Origin of the sequence: Chitinophaga fulva (assembly GCF_012927205.1) — a bacterium.
GTDB classification, from domain to species: domain Bacteria; phylum Bacteroidota; class Bacteroidia; order Chitinophagales; family Chitinophagaceae; genus Chitinophaga; species Chitinophaga fulva.
This window is the reverse complement of record NZ_JABBGC010000001.1, coordinates 3,589,102-3,612,038: the sequence shown is the minus strand read 5'-3', so window position 1 is coordinate 3,612,038 and position 22,937 is coordinate 3,589,102. Positions and strand designations below refer to the sequence as shown.

18 protein-coding genes are annotated in these 22,937 nt (G+C 51.9%); 4 read left to right on the top strand and 14 right to left on the bottom strand.

Annotated elements, in window-relative coordinates; all coding sequences use genetic code 11:
* Positions 1-6: 6 nt before the first annotated feature.
* The 7 genes from HHL17_RS14650 to HHL17_RS14620 form a co-directional block, all read right to left on the bottom strand.
* A complete protein-coding gene (locus HHL17_RS14650) occupies positions 7-1,026 on the bottom strand; it encodes an NAD-dependent epimerase/dehydratase family protein (protein WP_169225440.1) in 1,020 nt (339 codons plus the stop codon).
* Positions 1,023-1,817 carry a glucosamine-6-phosphate deaminase gene (locus HHL17_RS14645; protein WP_169225439.1) on the bottom strand — a complete coding sequence of 265 codons (795 nt, stop codon included), beginning with the start codon at positions 1,815-1,817 and terminating at the stop codon, positions 1,023-1,025. The genes HHL17_RS14650 and HHL17_RS14645 overlap by 4 nt, the downstream gene beginning before the upstream one ends.
* A gap of 21 nt (positions 1,818-1,838) precedes the next feature.
* The gene (gene nagA / locus HHL17_RS14640) at positions 1,839-3,020 is read right to left on the bottom strand and encodes an N-acetylglucosamine-6-phosphate deacetylase (RefSeq protein ID WP_169225438.1); all 1,182 of its coding nucleotides are present in this window, start codon (positions 3,018-3,020) and stop codon (positions 1,839-1,841) included.
* Positions 3,001-4,377, bottom strand: coding sequence for a sugar MFS transporter (locus HHL17_RS14635; RefSeq protein WP_169225437.1), 1,377 nt, complete (start codon positions 4,375-4,377; stop codon positions 3,001-3,003). Before HHL17_RS14635 ends, nagA begins: the two co-directional genes overlap by 20 nt.
* A 17-nt stretch (positions 4,378-4,394) precedes the next feature.
* The gene (locus tag HHL17_RS14630; RefSeq protein ID WP_169225436.1) at positions 4,395-5,735 is read right to left on the bottom strand and encodes a Gfo/Idh/MocA family oxidoreductase; all 1,341 of its coding nucleotides are present in this window, start codon (positions 5,733-5,735) and stop codon (positions 4,395-4,397) included.
* A 34-nt stretch (positions 5,736-5,769) separates the two neighbouring features.
* Entirely contained in the window at positions 5,770-6,783 is a 1,014-nt protein-coding gene (locus HHL17_RS14625) for a Gfo/Idh/MocA family protein (protein WP_169225435.1), read from the bottom strand.
* Positions 6,784-7,513: 730 nt separating this feature from the next.
* Complete coding sequence (locus HHL17_RS14620) at positions 7,514-8,140, bottom strand: hypothetical protein (protein ID WP_169225434.1); 627 nt, start codon at positions 8,138-8,140, stop codon at positions 7,514-7,516.
* A gap of 326 nt (positions 8,141-8,466) precedes the next feature.
* Here HHL17_RS14620 and HHL17_RS14615 point away from each other — a divergent pair, with 326 nt between their 5' ends.
* From HHL17_RS14615 to HHL17_RS14600, 4 genes are read left to right on the top strand one after another with little or no spacing between them, the layout of a single operon-like run.
* Positions 8,467-9,732, top strand: a complete 1,266-nt coding sequence (locus tag HHL17_RS14615) for an Nramp family divalent metal transporter (RefSeq protein WP_240975296.1) — start codon at positions 8,467-8,469, stop codon at positions 9,730-9,732.
* Positions 9,733-9,753: 21 nt separating this feature from the next.
* On the top strand, positions 9,754-11,304 hold the full coding sequence (locus HHL17_RS14610; RefSeq protein WP_169225433.1) for a PQQ-dependent sugar dehydrogenase: 1,551 nt from the start codon (positions 9,754-9,756) through the stop codon (positions 11,302-11,304).
* 4 nt (positions 11,305-11,308) lie between these two features.
* A complete protein-coding gene (locus HHL17_RS14605; RefSeq protein WP_169225432.1) occupies positions 11,309-12,673 on the top strand; it encodes a putative oxidoreductase C-terminal domain-containing protein in 1,365 nt (454 codons plus the stop codon).
* A gap of 44 nt (positions 12,674-12,717) precedes the next feature.
* Complete coding sequence (locus tag HHL17_RS14600) at positions 12,718-13,803, top strand: LacI family DNA-binding transcriptional regulator (RefSeq protein ID WP_169225431.1); 1,086 nt, start codon at positions 12,718-12,720, stop codon at positions 13,801-13,803.
* A 120-nt stretch (positions 13,804-13,923) separates the two neighbouring features.
* Here HHL17_RS14600 and HHL17_RS14595 read toward each other — a convergent pair whose 3' ends face one another.
* From HHL17_RS14595 to HHL17_RS14565, 7 genes are all read right to left on the bottom strand, one after another.
* Entirely contained in the window at positions 13,924-15,495 is a 1,572-nt protein-coding gene (locus HHL17_RS14595; RefSeq protein WP_240975288.1) for an SLC5 family protein, read from the bottom strand.
* Entirely contained in the window at positions 15,492-16,850 is a 1,359-nt protein-coding gene (locus HHL17_RS14590; protein WP_169225430.1) for a hypothetical protein, read from the bottom strand. The genes HHL17_RS14595 and HHL17_RS14590 overlap by 4 nt, the downstream gene beginning before the upstream one ends.
* 12 nt (positions 16,851-16,862) lie before the next feature.
* Positions 16,863-17,627, bottom strand: a complete 765-nt coding sequence (locus HHL17_RS14585) for an SDR family NAD(P)-dependent oxidoreductase (protein ID WP_169225429.1) — start codon at positions 17,625-17,627, stop codon at positions 16,863-16,865.
* 11 nt (positions 17,628-17,638) lie between these two features.
* Positions 17,639-18,817 carry a galactonate dehydratase gene (gene dgoD / locus HHL17_RS14580; protein WP_169225428.1) on the bottom strand — a complete coding sequence of 393 codons (1,179 nt, stop codon included), beginning with the start codon at positions 18,815-18,817 and terminating at the stop codon, positions 17,639-17,641.
* Entirely contained in the window at positions 18,814-20,136 is a 1,323-nt protein-coding gene (locus tag HHL17_RS14575) for an aspartate aminotransferase family protein (protein WP_169225427.1), read from the bottom strand. The genes dgoD and HHL17_RS14575 overlap by 4 nt, the downstream gene beginning before the upstream one ends.
* Before the next feature lie 37 nt (positions 20,137-20,173).
* Positions 20,174-21,379: a glycosyl hydrolase family 28-related protein gene (locus HHL17_RS14570; RefSeq protein ID WP_169225426.1), complete on the bottom strand. Its 1,206-nt coding sequence runs from the start codon at positions 21,377-21,379 to the stop codon at positions 20,174-20,176.
* 82 nt (positions 21,380-21,461) lie between these two features.
* The gene (locus tag HHL17_RS14565) at positions 21,462-22,928 is read right to left on the bottom strand and encodes a RagB/SusD family nutrient uptake outer membrane protein (protein ID WP_169225425.1); all 1,467 of its coding nucleotides are present in this window, start codon (positions 22,926-22,928) and stop codon (positions 21,462-21,464) included.
* Between the last annotated feature and the right edge of the window lie 9 nt (positions 22,929-22,937).

Sequence of the window (22,937 nt, the reverse complement as noted above, 5' to 3'; positions counted from 1 at the left end):
TGAAGATTAAAACTGCCCTTCCCTTTCCTGGAAGTGTGTGGCCTTGGAGATGGTACGGCCACCTTGTTGCAGCCATGCTGCCGTAAGCCCGATCATTTCTTTCAGGGATACTTTCGGGTAACCGAACATTCGGAAGCTCTCCGCCGCATTGCTCAGCAAAGCGGTGGATTGTTCTTCATTCACAAGAATGGGCTCTTTCCCGAGCAGTTTACCGAATTCTTTTGCGATCCAGCGTACCGGCGCCGTTTCCGGGCCGGTGATGTTCAGCAGCTTCGCCGGTGCAGCACAATGGGCGAACGCACGTAAAGCCATTTCATTGGCATCACCCTGCCAGATCACGTTCACATGGCCCATGCGCAGATCGATCGGCTTTTCGTCGCGCACCGATTTGGCTATTTCCAGTAGTACGCCGTATTGCAGGTCATTGGCGTAGTTCAACCGGTATACCAGCACGGGCGTATTGTATTTGTTGGAGAAATGCTGAAATACACGCTCCCTGCCGAGGCATGACTGGCCGTACTCCCCTACCGGCGCGGGCGCCATTGATTCATCTGCGCCACCGTCCAGCACGGGCGTCAGCGGATATACGTTACCGGTAGAATACACCACGATGCGGGAATGGCGGTATTTTTCCGCCACTCTTCCGGGCAGGTAAGCGTTCATAGCCCAGGTAAAGGCTTCTTTGCCGGTGGTGCCGAATTTGGTACCGGCGAGGTACAATACGTTTTTAACGTCCGGCAGTGCGGCGAGGTCATCTTCATTCAACAGATCGGCCGCAATGGTTTCTATACCGTCCTGCTCCAGTTGTTCCTTTAAGCCCGGTTCTGTCAGCCGGGACACGCCGATTACCCTGCGGGGCACACCCGACTTATCGATGGCCTGTTTGGCCAGCTTCGCCAGGCTGGGACCAATTTTACCGCCTACTCCAAGAAGGAGGATATCGCCTTCCAGCGCCGCCATGGCCGCCACCAGCTCGTCTGATGGCTGCAGCAGCGCGTCTACTGTTGCCTGTATGTTACCTGTCATATGATGGTTGGTTTTATGTTGAAAGATGATAGATCGATTTGGCCGGCACTGTCCCTGTCGAGATAGAGGATGGCCGCGTGATGGGTGCGCAAAACAGACGAAGGATAATCTTCCCGGATAGGCCCCTGCACGGTATGTTGCACCGCAGTGGCTTTCTTTTCGCCGGGCACCATGCAGAAGAGATAACGGCCACGCATCAACGCAGGAACCGTCAGCGTGAGCGCATAACGCGGAACTTCCTCTATCGCCGCAAAGCAGCCGTCATTCACCTGTTGCCGGCGGCAGGCCTCATCAAGGTCCACTACCTTCACCAGCACCGGATCATTAAAATCAGCCACATGCGGATCATTGAAGGCGATGTGCGCGTTTTCACCGATGCCCATGTTCACGATATCCGTCGGATATTGTTCCAGCAAGGCAGCGTAGCGCCGGCATTCCGCCACCGGGTCCGCAGCCTGACCGTTGAGATAAAACACTTCCCGGAACGGCGCTTTCGAAAAAATACGTTCCCGCAGAAAATTGCCAAAACCCTGTGGGGCATCGGCCGGCAGGCCTACATATTCGTCCATGTGAAAAGCATTGACCCGTTGCCAGTCGATGTCTGGTTGTGTAACCAATGCTTCGAGAAACTCCTGCTGCGAAGGTGCTGCTGCAAAAATGATGTTGACTACCGGTTGTTCTGTTAGCAAACGGACAATGGCTGCTGCGGCTTGTTCTGCTGCCGCCGTTCCCATAGCTGCACGGGCAGGATATACCTGCACCTGTAGTTTATCTGTAAAAAAAGAAGTCATAAAAACGTATATACTATAGGGTTAGATACCGGTTTCTCCTTCGATAAAGACCTTACTTACCCTGATTTGTTCGTCAAAGAAAATAATATCGGCATCCTTACCTTCCACCAGCGCTCCCTTACGGCCAGCGATACCAGCAATGGCCGCGGGTGTAGCGGTAGCCATGCGTACGGCTTCCACCAGCGGCACTTCCGCCAGGTCCACCATCGTGCGCACCAGCTGGTCAGCTGTTGCCACACTGCCGGCAAAAGAGCTGCGGTCCGGCAGTTTCGCCACACCATCTTCTACAATCACGGGGATACCGTTGTCCAGTCCACCGAGAATACTTTCCCCCGGCCCCATGCCGGCTGCACGCATCGCGTCGGTAATGAGGGCTGTCTTTCCAGGGCCTTTTATTTTGTACACCAGTTTTAACAAGGGCGCCGGCAGATGTACGCCGTCAGCAATGATCTCCACCGTCATTTCATCGATCAGATAGGCGGCTTCAATAACCCCCGCGTAACGGAAAGCATTACGCCGCGTCACTCCTGACATGGCCGAGTACATATGCGTAATATGCGTATAGCCGTTCTCGTAAGCTTCCAGCATCTCTTCATAAATCGCGTCCGTATGTGCTGCGGCAGCCAGGATGCCTTTGGACCGCAGGTACCGGCCGAAGGGCAGCGCCCCCGGCAGCTCCGGCGCCGCGCTCCAGCGTGTTACCACGTTGGACGACGCCAGTACTTCCATATACTCCGCAGCATCCGGGTTACGGATGTATTTCGGGTCCTGTGCCCCCCGCTGGTTCATAGCCACATACGGCCCTTCCAGGTGAAGCCCCGCGAAACGTGCCCCTGCTGTATTATGTTTGTGTGCTGCTTCATATACTTCGATTGCTTTCAACAAACTGGCCTTATCGCTGCTCAGCGTGGTAGGCACAATGGAAGTAGTGCCAAACTCCCGGTGTTTATTGGCCACCGCCAGAAATGCTTCGACTGTACCATCCATGAAATCGTGGCCACCGCCACCATGTACATGCAGGTCCACAAAACCCGGCGACACATACTGGCCTCCCGCGTCTATGATAGTAGCATCGGGCATCTCCACATCATGGTCACTCACCGCGAGGATACGCCCCCCTTCCGTAATAAGGGTGCCGTTACGGATAATCCGGTAAGGCGTGATAATATGGCCATTGACAATCTTATACTTTCTCTGTTCCATGTAATTCTTTTTCAGGGTAAACTTTCAACGGCCGCGCCACAGGCGTCCAATGCCTGATCTTATGCCCGTAGAAAGCGTAAAATATCAGGTACAGGTAACAGGGAAACAATACCCAGTAAGCATGGCGCACATCATAATGGTCAGCGAAATAACCGTACAACGGTGGCAGCATGGCGTTACCGCTCAGTCCCATGATCATCAGCGAGCCACCGAGCTTGGTAAACCGCCCCAGCCCGTCCAGCGCCAGCGGCCAGATACCTGCCCACACCAGCGAATTGGCAAATCCCAGTAACACTACAAACCAGATCGACATATCAACGGTATGGCCCAACAGTCTTACTTCGCCTCTCATATAAATAATCCCGATAGTGAACAGCGCGCCCAGTAACGTACAGATACGCAAGGCATTCACCTGGCTAAGCAACTTCGGAATAGTGACAATCCCCAGCAGATAACCACAGATGGTCACAAACAACGTATAGGACGGGAATGTTTTAGCTTCCATCAACGGAATGTGCATAGAAGTAGCATAACCAATAATCGTATCAATTGCTACCACCTGTGTGCCCACATGCAGAAAGATAGCCACAGCACCGAGTATCAGGTGCGGGAAACCGAAGATGTTCTTTTTACCGGCATTGGCCACCGCTACGTCCCCTTCTTCTTTCTCTGTGTCGATATCAGGTAATGGAGAATAGCGCACCAGCAGTCCTAAAAAAAACAATACGATGGCGACAATACTGTACGGCGTGATCACCCGGCGGATCAACTCATCCAACGCGGCTTCCTTCACAGCGCCGGTCATATGCTGCAATTGCGCAAACAGCGTGCTGTCAGTCGGTTTCAGGATCACCGCCGCAAAAATCAGTGGGGCAATAATACCCGCGCCTTTGTTGCAGATGCCCATGATACTGATACGTTGCGCGGCGCTTTCCTTCGGCCCTAAAATGGTGATATATGGATTAGCTGCCGTTTGCAATACTGCCAGTCCCAACCCGATGGTGAACAGTCCCAGCAGAAACACTTCATAGGTGCGCGTGAAGGCGGCAGGGATGAAAATGGCCGCGCCCAGCGCCATGGTCCAGAACCCCATCATAATGCCCTTCTTGAAACCCACTACTTTCAGCAGGTAAGAAGAAGGCACAGACATGATAAAATAGGAAATGTAGAAAGCGAAAGCCACGAGGTAAGACTGGAAGTTCGTCAGCTCACAGGCAATCTTAAAGTACGGTATCAGAATAGCGTTGACCCAGGTGACAAAGCCGAAGATAAAAAACAGCATCCCGATAATGAGGATGGAGATAAACGTATCTCTGCGGCTCAGCTGCCCCGGATCAACCCGGTCAGTGTTTTTCATACGTTACGAATTACTGATTACAAAGTGGGCTCCCACCCTTTCTCGTACTCGCGTTTCCAGAGTTGTTGGGCTTTCGCGTCGTTCAGGATATGACCATTGCTGGCATCAATATGCAGTGCGTTACCGGAACGAAGCGAGATGTTGCCCAGCTGGCACAACAATGTGCTCTGATACCCCCCCAGGATATCCGCATTGAGTTTAGTGCCGATGCGGATGCCTTCAAAGAAATTCTGGATATGCAGCGCATCGAGGCTTTCAGCCGGGTTCATCAGGTTGCGTGGATCGATGATGGCCTGGTTCTTTACTTCCTTCACCACTTTATTGTCCAGGTCGTAAATCGTATAGGCGTTACCGTCAATTACCAGTGAACCTTTTTCGCCGTAGAAGATAACGCCTACAGAATTACCTTCCACCGTGCGACCGTTGCAGCTGCGGCCTTCCCAGGTCATGCTGGTATTGTTGGGAAATTCCAGCGTGATCACCTGTGTGTCCGGCGTTTCCCAATCATCGGAGTAACGGTAACGGCCCCCCGCAGAGGTAACGCGGCTGGGATAGTCTACCCCGAGGCCCCACCGCATCAGGTCTATCATATGCGTGCCGTTGTTCAGCGCTTCTCCGGTCCCCCAGTTCCAGAACCAGTGCCAGTTATAATGTATCAGGTTGTCTTTCAGTGCGCGGCGTGGAGCAGGTCCCTGCCACAGGTCATAATTGAGCCATTCCGGCACGGCTATTTCCCTGCCCCGGCCGATGGACTCGCGGTTATTGGTATACCAGCCTTTGGCGAAATAGACACGGCCGATAGTACCCTGGTGCACTTCTCTGATGGCTGCTTCCACATTAGGCCAGGAGCGGCGCTGGTTGCCCATCTGAATGATGCTCTTATATTTATCCGCTACCTTTACCAACAGCTCCCCTTCGTGTGGGTTATGGCTGCAGGGTTTTTCGAGGTATACATGTTTACCTGCCTTGGCCGCGAGAATAGCCGCCGGCGCGTGCCAGTGGTCTGGTGCGGCCACCACCAGGGCGTCCATGTTTTTATTTTCCAGCGCTTTCCGGAAATCCGGAACATCCTTTGGTTTCTTTTGGGTGATCTTAAATACACTTTCAATACATTTAGCCGCCGCGCGGGTATCCACATCAGATACAGATACCACCTCACAGTTCTGTTGACGGGCGTAGTTGTTAGCCAGCGCCAATCCGCGGGAGTTCACGCCCATCATGCCTACCCTCACCCTGTCGTTGGCGCCCAGGATACGGGCATAACTGGCGGCGCTGATACCGGGCAACATGCTGCCCAGCATGATCGCGGCCGTGCCTTTCGTTGTTTTTTTCAGGAAGTCTCTACGGGACGCCTTCATAAGCTATCAGATTTTTGGTATTGGAATTACAGGTTTATATATTGGATACGTTTGGCAGTGCCACGGGTTTACCGCCTTTGCGTTTGCTCTCTTCCGCAGCTTCCATAAAGGCCAGTATCTCCAGTGTTTCTTCCGGTTTTACCGGCGCCGTGCCTGTACGGAAAAAAGTGGCGATCTCTTGAAGCAATGCTTCATAGCCTTTAAAGGGGCCGAGCAGCAGGTTTCCTTTTTCGCCGAAAACGCGGCCGCCGAAATCATCGGGACTATTGCGGGTACCCCTGAAAGTACCAATGCGGTCATCAGCCCACTGTCCCACTACCACATCGCTGCCGGGCGTGTTAAAACGCGTCACCGTTTTGCAACCGCTGCCCATCACAGCAAAGAGTGTTTCCACGCCATGGATGCCGTACCAGAAAAGATCGGGATGTGTTTTTTCCAGTGCAGCCGGACTGAAAGTATCGGCGCCGGTTACTTTTCCGATAGCGCCCTGCTTCACTTGTTTCACGCTGTCCATGAAACGTAATGCAGAAGAAGAAAATACAGGTGCGTTATATTTTTTTGCTGCTTTTACAATGGCGATACCATCGGCCAGGGATGCGGCCAACGGCTTGTCGATAAATACTTTTTTACCGGCCTTTATTGCAGGTATGGCCTGTGCCAGGTGCGGGCGGCCATCGTTGGATTCCACCAATATCACATCGGACTTATCAAGCAGCGCCTGCATAGAATCAACGATCTCCACGCCCATCGCTTTCACCTGTTCTATATAACCCGGTAGTCTTTTTTTATTCAGTTCGATATCAGGGCTTGTCTGCGGCAAGGCTGCCACCACCCGCATGCCTTCCAGTCCGGGAACCGTCACCGGATTATTGAAACTCTTGGTAAAGGCGATGGCATGGGAGGTGTCCAGTCCAATGATACCGATGCGTATCCCGTTCGTTTGTTGTACAGGGCTCCTGCCATAGAGCGGCCGGAGACTCCCCAGTAGTCCTGTTCCTATGCCTGCCAGCGCGGTATTGCGGATAAAAATGCGGCGACTGCTTTTCATGTTGGAATTTTTACGGTTGCTTTTTAATTGATCCGGACGAGTTGATGAATGTCCTATATAGTATTAACAGTTGGCCTGTTATTCAAAATTTCAGTTGATCGCTGCGCCGCCGGAAGTATAAAATTTCATTTTCCGGGTACGTACCCGAAAAATAGTTCTTTTTTTGAGAACACACAATGTTTTTTTATGAGAGAATGGTTTTGGGGGTATTTTTTCAGGGAGATTTTGGAGAGATGATGGAGCGGTGTTCCACAGGGATTGGGAATACGAGATAATCAAGGGATATGCCCGGAATGATCACGTTTTGTTTCCCGGGAGATTGATCACGTTTTGGTTTTCGCAGGGTGATTGATCGCGTTTTGTTTCCCATTCGCGTTCCCCGGGCTGAAAGCCCGGGGCTAAGATCTTATACAGGCGTGTAACACAGAGAGCCTATTATTAAAGGTTGTTGCATAGCATTTTCGTAGAAAGGATACAGTTCTTTGCGTGATTTACAGACAACAGGAATCATTCCACAAAAAATGATTTTCAGTGATACATGCCTGAGTAACATCTTAGCCCCGGGCTTTCAGCCCGGGGAACGCGAATGGGAAACGTAAATGGGAAATGCGAACGGGGATCCCAAATGGGGAACCCCAACGGGAAACGTACCGCGCGAATGGTAATACAAATTAGCCATTCCTGACCCGAGTTATGATATTAAACCGGACCAATATCCGGTTATGTATTTTTATTGAACGTAGTCATCAAAATAGGCGGTACCCATGAAAGTACCTTTCTCCCTTTCCTCTTTTATAAAATCTTTGTAGGAATAACTTTTCCCCTGATGTTCGGGCTTCTTCTTTTCCTTCAGGTACTCGCCATAGTAGGAGAAACCGGCGCCGGAAGTAAACCAATCCAGGAAGACCGGGCTTTTCTCATTGATGACGGTCAAATCACCGGTGGTGGTTTTCTGACCTAAATCTACCACCGAGCTATTGGTCGTGAGAAAATAATAGGAGCCGTCTTTATACCATACCTGATGGGTGAACTCTTTGCTCCGGTAGTAATAGTCTGTTTTGCCCATTTTCTCATTCACGAGTTTGTCTAAAACAGCTGTTTTATCTTTTGTTTCTGTGTGGAGAGCATAAGCGCCTATCTTGTTGTTTTCCGGTGTTATGAAAAGGGAGACGTAGTTGGAGAAGCCAAAGCCCTCATCGTTCTCCTGGCCCATGCTGCCTGAAAAAGATTGGCCATACAGCCGCAGCAGGTCCGGCAGCTTCGACTGGTATGCGATACATTCCTTTACCTCCAGTTCTTTTTTCAAATGATATTGACTGATCATACTGGTATCAGCCGGTAAGGAGAGGGTTGACAAATCAAAATTATTCTGTTGACATGATAACATCAATACACACAACAAAAGATACAGGACATTTTTCATTTTAAATATAGATTAAATCAGCGGGCAAGTCTGTATTATTCATGCCTTCACTGAAGGGTTACCCGCTAAAAGTATCATTTTCTTTACATTTTTTGATACCTGCATGAAAAAAATCTTTTCTTTCCCGAAGATTGTGCCTATCTTTCGGTAACGTACCCGGAAAATAGCCGGACTTCATCCAAAATCAATACTACAGGGGATTCTACTCCTCTTACAACCAATACCAGCAACTCATCCGAAAAACATAAAAAATCAACCTGATGTCATCTACCGGATCAACAATGGAAAAAGCGCCCGTTACCGAAAAAGGCAGCGCACCAAAAAGCAGTCAATACAAGGCATGGTTACAGTCCCTCGGACCAGGGTTGATCACAGCCGCGCTGGTATTCGGTCCCAGCAAGGTGACCATCGCCTCCATCATGGGCGCCAGCTATGGCTTTTTCCTGTTATGGATTGTGGCGGTGGCCATTTTCTTCATGATCATTTTCACTACTATGGCAGCCCGGGTAGGCATTGCTACCAACGAATCACTACTCAGCACCATCAGCCGTAAGTGGGGTCGTCCCGGACGTATCGGTATAGGCGTGGGCGTGTTCCTCGTCACCGCATCCTTTCAGGCAGGCAATTCCATCGGCGCGGGTATTACGCTGGCAGAAGCCACCCATACCAATAAAACGATCTGGATCATCGCCTGTAATGTAGCTGGCATCAGCATCTTGTTTTTCCGCGCTTTTTACAAGATGCTGGAGAAAATTATGATCGCACTCATCATTATGATGTTGTTTGCCTTTATTGTAACGATGGTGCTCTCCCACCCGCCTGTTGCGGGCGTCGCGTCCGGGTTCGTCCCATCCGTACCTGCCGGCTCCCAGAAACTGGTCATCGCGTTTATGGCTTCCTGCTTTTCGATAGTCGGCGCTATCTACCAATCCTATCTCGTACAGGAGCGTAAGCGCATCCGTCCGGATGTGGCGCAGACCGGCAAAGAAACCTTGCCCGGCATGCTGATACTCGGCTTCATGAGCGCCACAGTGATGATCTGCGCGGCTACGGTATTACATCCTGCCGGCATTAAAATCACCACTGCCACCGATATGGCCATCGCACTGGAACCCGTGTTTGGCAACGCTGCCTCCGCGCTTTTTCTCGTCGGTCTCTTCGGTGCGTCCTTTTCCTCTTTGCTCGGCAACGCTGCCCTGGGCGGCACATTGCTCGGAGATGCGCTGGGATACGGCGGTCAGCTCAGCTCCCGCATGGTCCGTACATTCATCGCCGTGATCATGCTCATCGGTGCAGGCGTGGCTATCACTTTTGGCAAACTGCCGCTGGAACTGATCGTCCTGGCACAAGCTGTTACGATCTTCATTGTACCCTTTATCGGTATTGCCCTATACCTGGTGGCGAATGACGCCAGCATTATGGGCAAGATGAAAAACAATACTTTTACCAACATCGCAGGTGCAGTAGGACTGATTGTCATGTTACTGCTGGCTGTCAGCAATGCCATCACCCTGTTCTTTTCTTAAACCAACCACCCGTTACCACGTATGAAACGTACCGGTATTCTCATTTTGATTGTCGTGATAGTGGCGGCCGGCACTTATTGGCTGCTCCGGCATAAATCAACGGCGGACTTTAATCAGCCTGTCGAAGCTACGCTGCAACTGGATAAAACCACACTTGGCATCAGCACCATCGCCTCCGATCTCAACGTGCCCTGGGAAATAGCCTGGGGGCCTGACAACCAGATCTGGTTCACCGAACAAAGCGGCACTATCAGCAAAGTCGATCCCCATACCGGCGTCAAAAAACTGCTGCTCACTATTCCGGATGTATATCGCCAACGCACGCTCGGCCTGCTGGGCATGGCCATTCATCCTGACAAAGACAAACCATATGTGTTTATAGATTACACACATCTCAATAAAGATTCTTCCATCGTGTCCCGGTTGGTACGCTATACCTATACTGCAGATACACTAAAAGACCCTTTGTTGCTGCTCGAACTTCCCGGCAACACCGGTCATAATGGTTCGAGGGTAGCTATTTCACCCGATGGTAAAGTACTGCTCTCCACAGGCGATGCAGCCCGTGACCAGAATGCGCCGGACACCGCATCACTCAATGGTAAAGTGTTGCGTCTTAATATAGACGGCACCGTGCCCGCCGACAATCCTTACCCCGGCAACTACATGTGGTCAAGAGGGCACCGCAACATACAGGGACTGGTATTCACCAGCAAAGGACAGCTCTTCGCCTCCGAACATGGTGATGCTACCGACGATGAACTGAATCGCATCGGGAAAGGTGGCTACTATGGCTGGGCGCGCATCGAAGGATATGCAGACCGGCCGGATGAAAAAGCCCATGCCGATTCTTTTCCTTTCATCGCGCCACTCAAAGCGTGGACGCCTACCATCGCGCCTGCCGGCATCGACTATTACCATTCCGATAAAATCCCTGAATGGAAAAACAGCCTGTTGCTGGGCACGCTCAAAGCGGCCAGCCTGCATGTGATACACCTGAATGACGCACAGGACGCCGTTACCGCCGAAGAAATCCTGTTTGCCGGCAAGTACGGTCGCCTTCGTGATCTCTGCGTTTCTCCGGACGGCGATGTGTACATCGCCACCAGTAACCGCGACTGGAACCCTGGCAAAGGTTTTCCGTTACCGCATGATGACCGTATCCTGCGCATCGCAGCGCTGAAACCTGGTCAGCCAGTACCGGCCACGGCTACACGGGAAACCGCTCAACCGGCGACGGTACCCGCTGCCGCCATCAGCGGCGCCACGCTGTATAAAAACTACTGCGAAGCCTGCCACAAGCCCGACGGCAAAGGGGTACCGGCCTCCTTCCCTCCCCTGGCGGGTAATCCGTTCGTCACCGGCAAAGCCTCACCACTGGTACAAACCATCCTGCGCGGCCGCACCGGCGATACCAAAAGCAAAAACAGCGCCTATGGCGAACAGATGCCGGCCTTCAACTTCCTGAAAGACGAAGAGATCGCCGCCATCACTACGTATATCCGTAACAGCTGGGGCAACCATGCCGACAGCATTGGCGTTACTGCCATCACCAAAGAAAGACAACCCTGACACCATGAAGCAAAAGATTATATTTGCCGGCATGACAGCAGCATTGCTGTCATGCGGCACCACCCGACAAAAACAATCATCTATGCAACTGATCGCGTTAGATCCCGGGCACTTCCATGCTTCACTGGTACAACAACAAATGTACCCCGGCATAGATTCCACTATCCGTGTATTTGCACCCGAAGGGCCTGAAGTAAAACAATACCTCGCCAACATCGAACGGTTCAACCAACAGACAGATCCTCCCGTGCACTGGGCTACTGACGTATATACCGGCCCTGATTACCTGGAGAAAATGCTGCAACAGCCAGCCGGAAATATTGTGGTGATCGCTGGCAACAACCGGCTCAAAGCCACTTACATCCGCCGCGCTGTCAATGCCGGTCAACATGTGCTGGCAGACAAGCCCATGGCCATCGACGCTGCGGGCTTCGACTCCCTGCAGGCGTCCTTCCGCGAAGCAGCGGGAAAAAAAGTGCAGCTCTATGATATCATGACCGAACGATATGAAATCAGGAACACGCTGCAACGCGAGCTGGCACAAGTGTCCGAAGTCTTTGGTACGCTGGAAACCGGCACTGTAGACAATCCTGCCGTTGTGAAAAACAGTGTCCACCATTTTAAGAAACTGGTTGCCGGCAAAACGATGGTACGCCCCGCGTGGTATATGGATGAAACACAACAGGGTGAAGGCATTGCAGACGTCACTACCCACCTGGTAGACCTCGTGCAATGGACCTGCTTCCCCGGACAGATCATCGACTTCCATCAAGACATACAGATGGACAGCGCCCGCCGCTGGGCCACCACCATGAGTTTGCAGCAATACACAGACATTACGGGGCAAACGGGTTTTCCTTCTTACCTGGCGAAAAATGTAGATAAAGACAACGTGCTGCATGTTTACGCCAACGGCGCCTTTGACTATACCATCAAAGGTATACATGCCAATATATCCGTTACCTGGAACTACCAGGCGCCGGAAGGCACCGGCGACACGCACTATTCGCTGTTACGCGGCACCAAAGCATCACTGGTGATCCGGCAGGGAGCGGAACAACAGTACAAGCCAGTGCTGTATATTGAGTCAGCCCATCATCACGATACCGCCTATGCGAAAACGGTTGCAGACCATATTACCATGCTGGCCCAAAAATATCCGGGCCTCTCGCTGAAAGCCAATGACAAAGGCTGGGAAATAGTCATCCCCGAAGCGCTGGCCAAAAAGCATGAGGCGCTTTTCGGTAAAGTGATGCAGCAGTTCCTCGAATATGTCCGGAACAATAACATGCCGGCCTGGGAAGTGCCCAATATGCTGGCCAAATACTACACCACCACACAGGCGCTGGCACTGGCGAAAAAACAGTAACCCGGCATTGTAGTATATTTGGGAAATTATAATCATCAACCGATATGAAGAAAAAAGCGGCCGAACAGCCCTTCGGTGTCAAGGAGATCGCACGGAGGGCCAATGTGGCCATCGCCACCGTGGACAGAGTTATCCATAACAGGCCCGGTGTCTCCCCAAAAACAAAAAGTAAAATAGAAGCCATCATACGGGAACTGAACTATCAGCCCAATATACTGGCCAGACGGCTGGCATCACGCCATATACTCCGGCTGGCGACCGTACTGCCGAAAGTGTCCTCCCAGGAAACTGACTTCTGGACACTTCCGGTAGCCGGCATCCAGAAAGCAGAAGAAGAAATCAAACAGTTCGGCGTTAAAGTAGAACCGTTCTACTTTGATCTCAACGACCGGAAATCTTTTGGAAAAGTCACCAAACAGGTACTTAAAAATCCGGTGGACGGTATCCTGCTGGCCCCCTCCTTCATCGAAGAATCCGTTGCGTTTATCCGTTCCTGTAAGGAACTCAATATTCCGTATGTTTTTATCAACTCTGATATCCCGCAACAGGAAAGCCTTTGTTACATCGGCCCGGACCTGTTCCGCAGCGGCTATCAGGCCGGGCAACTAATCCGCTATTGTACTCCCCGTAATGCGCGGGTACTGGTACTCAATATCTCCCACGAGATAGAAGACCATCACCACCTGCTCCGTAAGGAAGAGGGTTTACGCGCTTACTTCCAGGACACCAAACGCCCCATTGTCAAAAAAGATATCCGTCAAACCGATCAGGCATCTATTGAAAAAGAACTCTCGAAAGCACTGCAACAACATGCAGACGTACGCGCTATTTTCGTCACCAATTCCAGGGTAGCCGCCGTTTCCCGTTATCTCGAAAAAAAGGGAATCGATAAAGACATCCTGCTCATTGGCTATGACTTCACCAAAGAAAATGTGTCACGCCTCGATCAGGGCCACATTGACTTTCTCATTTGCCAACAGCCGCAGGAACAGGGCTATCGCGGTATTATGGCGCTCTACCAGCACCTCGTGATGAAAGTACCGGTAGAGAAAACGCATTTTATGCCAATTGATATTATCACCAAAGAGAATCATGCTTTCTATAACTGTGATGATCATGATTATTGCTGATGCTCCTGATTAGCGGAGATTAGAACAGACAAAAAACAAGGGGTGTTTTTTATTTTTATGTCGATCTCCACTTCGATCTCCGTAAATCAGGAGCATCAGCAATAATCATGGCCATCATAGTTAAGCATACACGATATAGAAATACAACACCACGCCTGTTATCAGCGCCCACCACAAAGTAGGGTTGCGTATGCCCCGTGACTGCAGTAACAGATCGGGAGGCAGTTTCAGGCTTTCGCGGTTCCAGATCAGTCCTTTCAGTTGTGCTTCAGGTACCGGTTTCGTGAGCAGACTTACGACGATGCACAGCACTACGCAGGTCCAGAAAACAATACCGGTGCGGTTAAAGAAAGGCATCGCCGGGAAAACGATCTCCATGGCGATAGACATCGGAATAGTCAGAATGCCCGCTGCCAGCGCACCTGCATGCGTCGTACGTTTCCAAAGAATGCCCAGCAGGAACATCGCTGCAATGCCGGGTGTAAACAACCCATAGGCATTCATCAGGTACAGGAACACCGGTTTTTTGGATTGCGTCAGGAACAGCCCTGTGCACAGGATACCAATCACGATGATCACCGCGCCGGCCCACCGGCCAAAACGTACTGCCTCTATGTCGGTAGCTTTCTTACGGAAGTAAGGCAGGTAAATATCTACCGTCAGGATGGTGGTGCAGGAATTGATAGCACCGGAAAGATGCGACATCACCGCTGCGATAAGTCCGGCCATGACCAACCCAACGAGCCCCGTAGGCAACAACTTCTCCACCAGCGTGGGAAACAACAGGTCCGGCTTTTCCAGGTCCGGGAAAAGCCTGGGCGCTACCAGCGCTGGTACGGTAATGATCAAAGGCACCAGGAACTTCAGGTAATCGCCAAACACCACGCCCATGCGGGCATGCCATTCATTCTTAGCCGCCAGTACCCGTTGCACGATGAACTGGTTCGTAGCACAATAAAACACACTGATACAAAGTACCCCACCGAGATACATCGTCCACGGAAAATCGGGATCGTTGGCCGGCAGGATAAGGTCCCAGTCCTTCATCGTATCTGTAACCGCACTCATGCCACCAGCGGCATTTACCGTGGCGATAGTAAGCGCAATGCCACCCATCACCAGTACGACCAACTGCAACATCTCGGTGTATATCACCGCGCGCAATCCACCTGCGATGGTGTATATACCGGTGATGACAGCCAGTATCACCACACAGGGCATGACAGAGATGCCCAGCAGCGAGTGTAGTGATAATGCACCCAGATACAATACCGCACTGATTTCCACCAGCACGTAGGTCAACAGGATCAGGCCAGCATAAGTGGCCCTGGCGGCCGTACCGAAACGTTTTTCCAGAAATTCCGGCACGGTATAAAAACCGTTGCGGATATAAAAAGGCAGGAATATCCATAGCAGCGCGTTAAATCCCATCAGGATGGCGCCCCATTCCATGGCGATAGCGACAAAGCCTCGGCTGTAAGCCATGCCCATAGCGCCTACCAGGTGATGGCTGCTGATATTGGCAGCAATGATGCTGCCGCCGATCATCCACCAGGGCAGTTTGTCGCCTGCGAGAAAATAATCACGTTTAGTCTGCTGCGCCTTCCGGGAAGCATAAATACCCAGGCCGATAACGCCGAGGATATAGGCGCCGAAAATAACAGCATCAAGCAAAGTAAGGTTCAGGTTCATGCGGTTCGGATCATTCGTTGTGAAATAGTAGTGGCGGAGCGTATCAGTTGCTCCAGCGAGCCTTTCTCAAAAGGCGTTTGCCATACCGCATAACTTTGATGGTTAAACGATGCTGACGGCGGCAGATAACCAGCATAACCATTTACGATGTTCATAACAGCCACCGCTGCCGGCGCCAGCTCCCGGCGCAATTCCAGCTGAAAGCCAGAATACGCTTCATTCGGCTGGCCTGCCAGTATCGTGTTGCCCAGTCTCCATATCCATAAGGGCATATTGGCCACAGTACCCTCTCCTACCGTTTTACGGATACCACGTTGCCGCCATAACCGTTCTTTCACCACATGGTCTTCACACGTGGCCCAGGCAGCTTCTATTTCCGAAAGGGAAGGCATCGGCTTCAATACCATCTCCACAGTTGTCATCTCTGCCATCAGGGTGGTGTCTGCGGGCGCAGGTGATTTCTTCCAGATGGCAAGGGAAGCGCCGGATTCCACCACACCGGTGAATGTGAGTTCCGTATCGGGAGGCAACATACCTTCGAGCGTGGACAATACGGCAAATCCCAATTGACGGCCGTAACCGTCGGCCAGCGAAGTATCACCGCTGTACTGCTCTGCGGGCGACAGTTCCCCGGAAGCGCCCTGCAAAAACAGGCAGGGAGCGCCGGTAGCCGGTTCCACCACGCCGCGCATGCCGCCAATGTAATCGGGCGACAGCAATTGGTTCTCCCATGCCAGCGTAGTAGGGTGACAGGCATAGTTTACAATAGTCCCCATAATACGACCATCTGCGTTCGTGATGCGGCCAGTCAGCACGGTATCATCTGCGGCGGCGGCGGGATTGTAACCTACCACCAGCCTGTTTCCACCAGGTTCGGGAAAATCGCGGTTTACCGCCAGGTTGCACCGGCCGTATTGCCAGGTAAGCGTAGCTGGTTGAGCAGTGGCCATCGCTTCACGGGCAGCATGGACAGCTGTTTCCTGCAACTGTTGCAGGAAAGGAATTATCAGATGACCACCAGGCTTACCAGCATCTTCACTGAAGGTGCTGGGGCCTGCGTGGGTATGGGTCAAACAGAACATCAACCGTTCTTCCGGCAATGACAAGGCTTTCAGGATGCCATGCCGTAAATTTCTTTCATCGGCAGCGCTCTTCCACCATCCCAGATCGGCGGAGAAGAGTACCAGCGGCAGTGCGTTTTTATCTGTCTGAAAAGTAATGCAGGTAAGGGTCAGCGGCATATGTACTCCCGCTGCCACATCATGTGTGGCAGCGCCCCAGTTACGGGCGAAGATGCCCACCGGCGGCGTGATATCAGCTCTTGCGATGCCTATGATCCCGTGGTAGTTCGTCATGTGGTTGGTTTATTACAAGAGAGACAAGCCTCCGTCCATCAGCAGCACGCTGCCGGTGATATGCCTGTTTTCCGGATCGCAGAGGCGCACCACTTCACGGGCCACCTGCTGCGGTGTGATCAGCTGCCGTACGGGCGTTTTCAGGCGTGCGTGTTCTTTCTGTTCAGGCGCCTGCTCCCATACTACGCGGCTAAGCCCCGCATCTACGTAACCCGGCGCGATCTCGTTGACCATAATGCCATGCGGCGCCAGCTCCAGCGCCATACATTTGGATAACATGCGCAGGCCGGCTTTGGATACGGAATACGCGGGGATATGGCTGTGCGCCACTTCCGCCGCCCAACTGCCGGCGAATACTACGCTGCCGGTTACACGCTGTTCCAGCATACGGGCTGTTACAGCACGCGCCACATGAAAAGCACCGTCCAGGTTCACCCGCAGCTCTTTGCTCCACTGCTCCGCCGTGATCTGATAAAGGCCCGATATCGTGACAGTAGCAGCATTGGCGACTACCATACTCACCAGTCCCAATGCTGCCTCCGCGGCTTGTAGCCAGCGGTCAACCGCCACTGCGTCGGACACGTCCACCTGTGCATAGTGACAGGGTGCGCCCATCGACGCCAGTTCATGCAGCAATGGCTGCGCTGCCGCTTCGGGCTGTATGTCACCCAGCGCTACGCCGGCCCCCTGCGCTGCAAACGCAAGGGCCACAGCCCTGCCAATGTCGCCAAGGGCGCCACTGATCAGGACTGTCTTCTTTTCCAATAGTTTTTCCATAAACTGCTGTTTTACCAGTCACCGACACTGCCATCTTTATAAAACGTACGCTGTAATACCTCCTGTTGGAAAGGATGTTTCTTTACAGCGTCTTCATTGATCTCTATTCCCAAACCCGGACGGTGATTGGGTTTCACGATCCGTCCTTTTTTCTCTACCGTAAATCCTTCACTCACCACTTCTTCCCGCCATGGCACATCGTTGTGTACACTTTCACAGATGGCATAGGAAGGGGTGGCGAAACCCAGCTCAATAGAAGCGGCAGTACTCACCGGTCCTTGTGGATTATGCGGCGCCACGGCTACGCGGTAAGCTTCCGCCAGGGCCGCTATTCTCCGCACTTCACTCAATCCGCCACAGTGGGTAATGTCCGGTTGAATCACGCTTACGGCACGCTTCTCCAGCATGTCCCGGAAAGCATGTACACCTACCAGCCTTTCACCGCTGGCGATCGGCGTTTTCACCGCACGCTGTATCCGGGCAATGTCTTCCATCGTTTCCGGCCAGCAAGGCTCTTCGAAGAAATACAAACCATATGGCTCCAGCGCTTTAGCGAATTGAAGTCCCATCAGCGGGCTGGGACGGGCATGACAGTCCACCATGATATCGATGTCCTCCCCTACGGCATCCCGCATGGCGCGTACACAGGCCTCTGCATAGCGGATAGGCTTCAACCCTTCCAGCGGCATGGTTTCGGGCACCGCCATCGATTTAAAGGCGGTAAAACCGTCTTCCACCGCACGTGATGCCAGTTCACCGAAACGGGCCGCATCATCCGGACGGGTCTCGTAAAAGTCCTCCATCTTGCCACCCCCCAGGTGGCAATACAGGCGGATATAATCCCTTACGCGGCCACCCCACAATTCGTGACAGGGCACGCCGTGTATTTTTCCCAGGATGTCCCAGAGCGCAATATCGATACCGCTGATAGCCGTGCCCCGAACAATACCGTTGCCATGCCAGAAATGCTGACGGTACATCATCTGCCACAGGTATTCAATACGCCGCGGGTCTTCTCCTATCAGCAGCTGGCTGATATCCTCCACAGCGCCTACTACTGCCCTGGTATGCCATTCCAGCGTGGCTTCGCCCCAGCCCCACAGGCCGGGCTGGTCTGTAACGATTTTGATAAAGATCCAGTTACGCATCCGCGCGTGACAAACCTGTGTTTCTATCGCCGTTATCTTCATAGCGCTGACAATATTGATTTGGTTTTCTCTAATGTTTCTTCAATGTCTTTGGTCGAATGGGCGTAAGAGATACTGCCCTGTTTGATCGGTAACGGGAAATTAAAAATTCCTTTTTCAATCAGCTTCAGACGGTATGATTTATCAAACGCAAAATCATGGTGTTTCAATATGTCATGATAATCCACCGGACTATGGTCCATAAAATACACACAAAAAGCGGAACCCTGACGGGCAATATGGAAAGGCCGGCCGGAAGTACTGAAAATATCCTTTAAACCGTCTTCCAGCATCTGCCCGAGTCCATTCACATGATCATACACTTTAAACTCAGCAGAAGCCAGTTTCCGTACCGTGGCGATGGCTGCCGCCGTTGTCAGCGGATGTGCGTTGAAAGTGCCTGCTATCAGCACTTTTTTGCTTTTATCGGGATGAATAAAGTAATCCATGTATTTTTTCCTGCCGGCGATCACTCCCACAGGATAGCCGTTGGCCACGGCTTTACCGAAGGTGCTCAGGTCCGGCGTTACGCCGCACAACTGCTGATAACCACCCAACGCATGGCGGAAGCCTGTTTTCACTTCATCGAAAATCAGCAGGAAGCCATGTTCATCAGCCAGGCGGCGCAATGCCTCCAGGTACCCGGGCAGTGGTTTCACCACGCCGATGTTCTGTAAGATAGGTTCCAGCAAAATGCCCGCCACGGGATAACGTTGCAGGATATACTCCACAGAAGCGATATCGTTATAGTTGATCACATGTACCAGTTCAGAATGGCTGTCCGGAATACCGGCGGAGAGAGAATCGAACGGATACTCACCGGGGCTCACCCGCTCTCCCACATCAGCGAGGCTGCTGATCACATTGCAGGCCACATCGTTGTGCCAGCCATTATATCCGCCCTGCATCACGATGATATGATTTTTACCAGTAACGGCACGGGCTATACGAATAGCGTGATAGGTAGCTTCAGAACCGGTAGTGGTGATTTCGATGCTTTCTGCGGAAGGAACGCTGTCGCAGAAAAGCTGCGCAAACTCTCCTTCGAGGTTGGTGGGACCTGCGCCCATTAGCAGCGTGGCATTGTCCAGCGCGGCACGTACTGCCTTATTTACGTCGGGGTCGTTATGTCCCAGAAACGAGGCGGCAAAACCAGCCTGGTAGTCGATGTATTCGTTTCCTTCCAGGTCGGTGACCCGGCTGCCTTGCCCGCTGACAAAACAAATATTGGGGTCTGACTTACGGTTCAGAGATACCACGCCACCGGGTATCCATTGTTCATTGCTCTTTAAAAGCGAGGATGATTTGGGCCATGCGTTCATAATAGCGATGCTGTTAAAATTTTATGTAAAATCTCACCTATTCCCTGTTCTGGATGGACACCCCGTTGATACGGCTGTTTTTAATGACCGCACCGGTCGATTGCCATAGCAGGTTGCCCTGTATATGCCGGTGCCGGATGTCTACCTGGTTTATATTGAGAGAATCGATAACTGTATTTTCGTCGAATAAAAACTGCGGATTGGCATACCAGTCCTCCTCCCGGCTGACATGGCTGATATCCAGCCGGTCTATCACCGATTGTTTAACGCTGATAATGCCGTATACCGTAGGCAATTGCTGCTGTGTAAAACGGCCATACACATTGGCGCCCGACACGTCCCTGATAGTGACGTTAGAGAAATAACCTGTTTTGCCGAAGAGGCTGTAAAACAGCACGGACGCCATGGCCGTGTTGCCATGCACCTTTTCAATGGTGATGTCACTCACTTTCCGGTTCTCAAACGTGTAAAAAGCGACTGCCTTCAGAGCAGGAATGGAATCGTAAATATTTTCAGGGGCAATGTTTCTGACGGTCACGTTGTGGTAATCCACCGCCGGGAAAGGAGACATCTTTCCCTGGAAAGATGCGCCGCCAGCCGCAAAGGCGACCAGGTCATCGTTGGTGAAACCGGAGATATTTTCGATGAGCACATGATTGCCACCGCCGGTGACACCGTCGCCATTCTGCATGAGCGCACTGGTCTGCTGCGCGTCTTTAAACGGATTTTGCTGAAAACGGATATCATGTATATGCACGGTATCACATTCCATATACGCGATGCCCCAGCTGCGGGTACTGTCTATCTGCAAATTCCCCACTTCCAGCTGGCGCACTTTATAGAACAGCATACCGAAACAAAAATCGGAGCTGTCCACCGTACTGCGAATGGTGCGCGTCTGTGTCCAGCCGTTGCCGTTCCATTTACCGCCGGTCACTTTAATATGTGCGTTGCCGTTAACCAGGTCTTCGTTTTGCAACAGGTACTGATTACAGGAGGGATTCAGTTCGATGTAGGCATCCGGGCTTGCTTCCAGCGTAAAATAGGAAGGCAGTTTAATAGGCCGCGCGATCAAATAGTGCCCCTTTGGAACGAATATTTTGCGGGTACCGTTCTTTTGGGCCTGTACAATTGCTCGTTGAAAAGCTCTGCTGTCGTCTGTTTTACCATCCGCCAGGGCACCATGAGCGCGCACGCTGGTCACATGCTGAGCATGGGACATTATACCACAGAGCATCACCATGCTGATGAGTATTATCCGTCTAACGATTCCTTTTTGGTATAACATCCCGTACTGTTAAGCGTATGATTGGTTTCTGATGCAATTAATATCCTTCGTTTTGTTTCAGTACACCAGGCGCATACTGATCGATCTGGCGCTGTGGCACCGGGAATACTGCCATGGTGGCTTTGGGCGCCAGCGTCACTTTGGTGGCGGTGCTGGTCGCCGGATTATAATCCCTTTCTTCGCTGGTCATTACGGTCATGAAACGGCCGGTACGTACCAGGTCGGGCCAGCGTTCATTTTCGTAGGCCAGTTCCAGTTGTCTTTCGAGCAACAGGATATCCAGGAAGCTATCAGGATTCGTAATATCCGCAGCGGTATAATCGTGGGTGGCATCACCAAAAGCTCTTTCCCTGACCGCATTCAGCTGTATCAATGCATTGCTTTTATCACCGCTGTTGTACAGGGTTTCGGCGTACAGCAGGATCACGTCGGCCAGCCGCAGCACAGGCAGGTCCTGACCGGAAGTGGCCCCGGTGAATTTGGTGGCGTACTTTTTCACGTAGGGGCCCCATGCCGGTGGATCATTGGGAGAAGTGGCTTTCACCACGTAGTCCGAAATAGTGGATGCTTTGCGGCTGTCGCCAGCGATATATTTTTTGTTCAGGCTCCAGGAAGGAAAAGCATACTGGTTGCCCGAACCCACCACACCGGCGATACCGCCAATAGGTGCATAATCGATGCCCAGCGAGTGCCCGTTGGAGCCATCGGTATATTTGATCGCGAGAATAATCTCTTTGTTGTCTTCTGAAGCCAGGCTCCATAAGGTAGCGAAGCTGGGCTCTAACTGGTAACCAAAATCGCGGATGGCTTTCTCCAGGTAAATTTTAGCGTTGGCCCAGTCTTTCCTGTATACATATACTTTACCAAGAAGGCCAGTGGCAGCACCTTTGCTGGCACGGCCCCTGACAGCAGTGGCTGGTGCAGGCAACAGGTCAATCGCTGCTTTCAGGTCAGCAATGATCAACTCATATATTTTGTCGGCCGATTCCCGCGGCATATTCTTCGCTTCGCTGATACTAGGTGTTTTGGTCACCATCGGCACACCGCCAAACAATCTCACCAGGTCAAAATAAAAGAGGGCACGCATAAATTTAGCTTCACCGGTGAACTGCTCTTTTTTACCGGAGGCATAATCGGTAGGCCGGTCTATGTTTTCCAGCACGGCGTTAGCGCGACCGATACCATAAAAACTCTTCTCCCAGAAGTCCGCCACAGCGGTATTTTCAGGGTTTACAGTCAGATAGTCAAGATCATTCACACCGGGCATGGCGGTACCCATGTACAGGTTATCACCGGGCATCTCCATCAGCAGATAATCTTTCGGTTTACGGTCCTGCATACCACTGTAGATACCAATGACCGCCTGGTCCATATCATTGGACGTTTTATAGAAGTTGTTGGTGGTCAGGGAAGAATCCGGCGTCATATTCAGCAGGCTGTTGGTACAGCTGCTGCCGGCAAGCGCCAGTAGTAAGACCGGTATATATAGTTTGTTCTTTTTCATGGAATACGC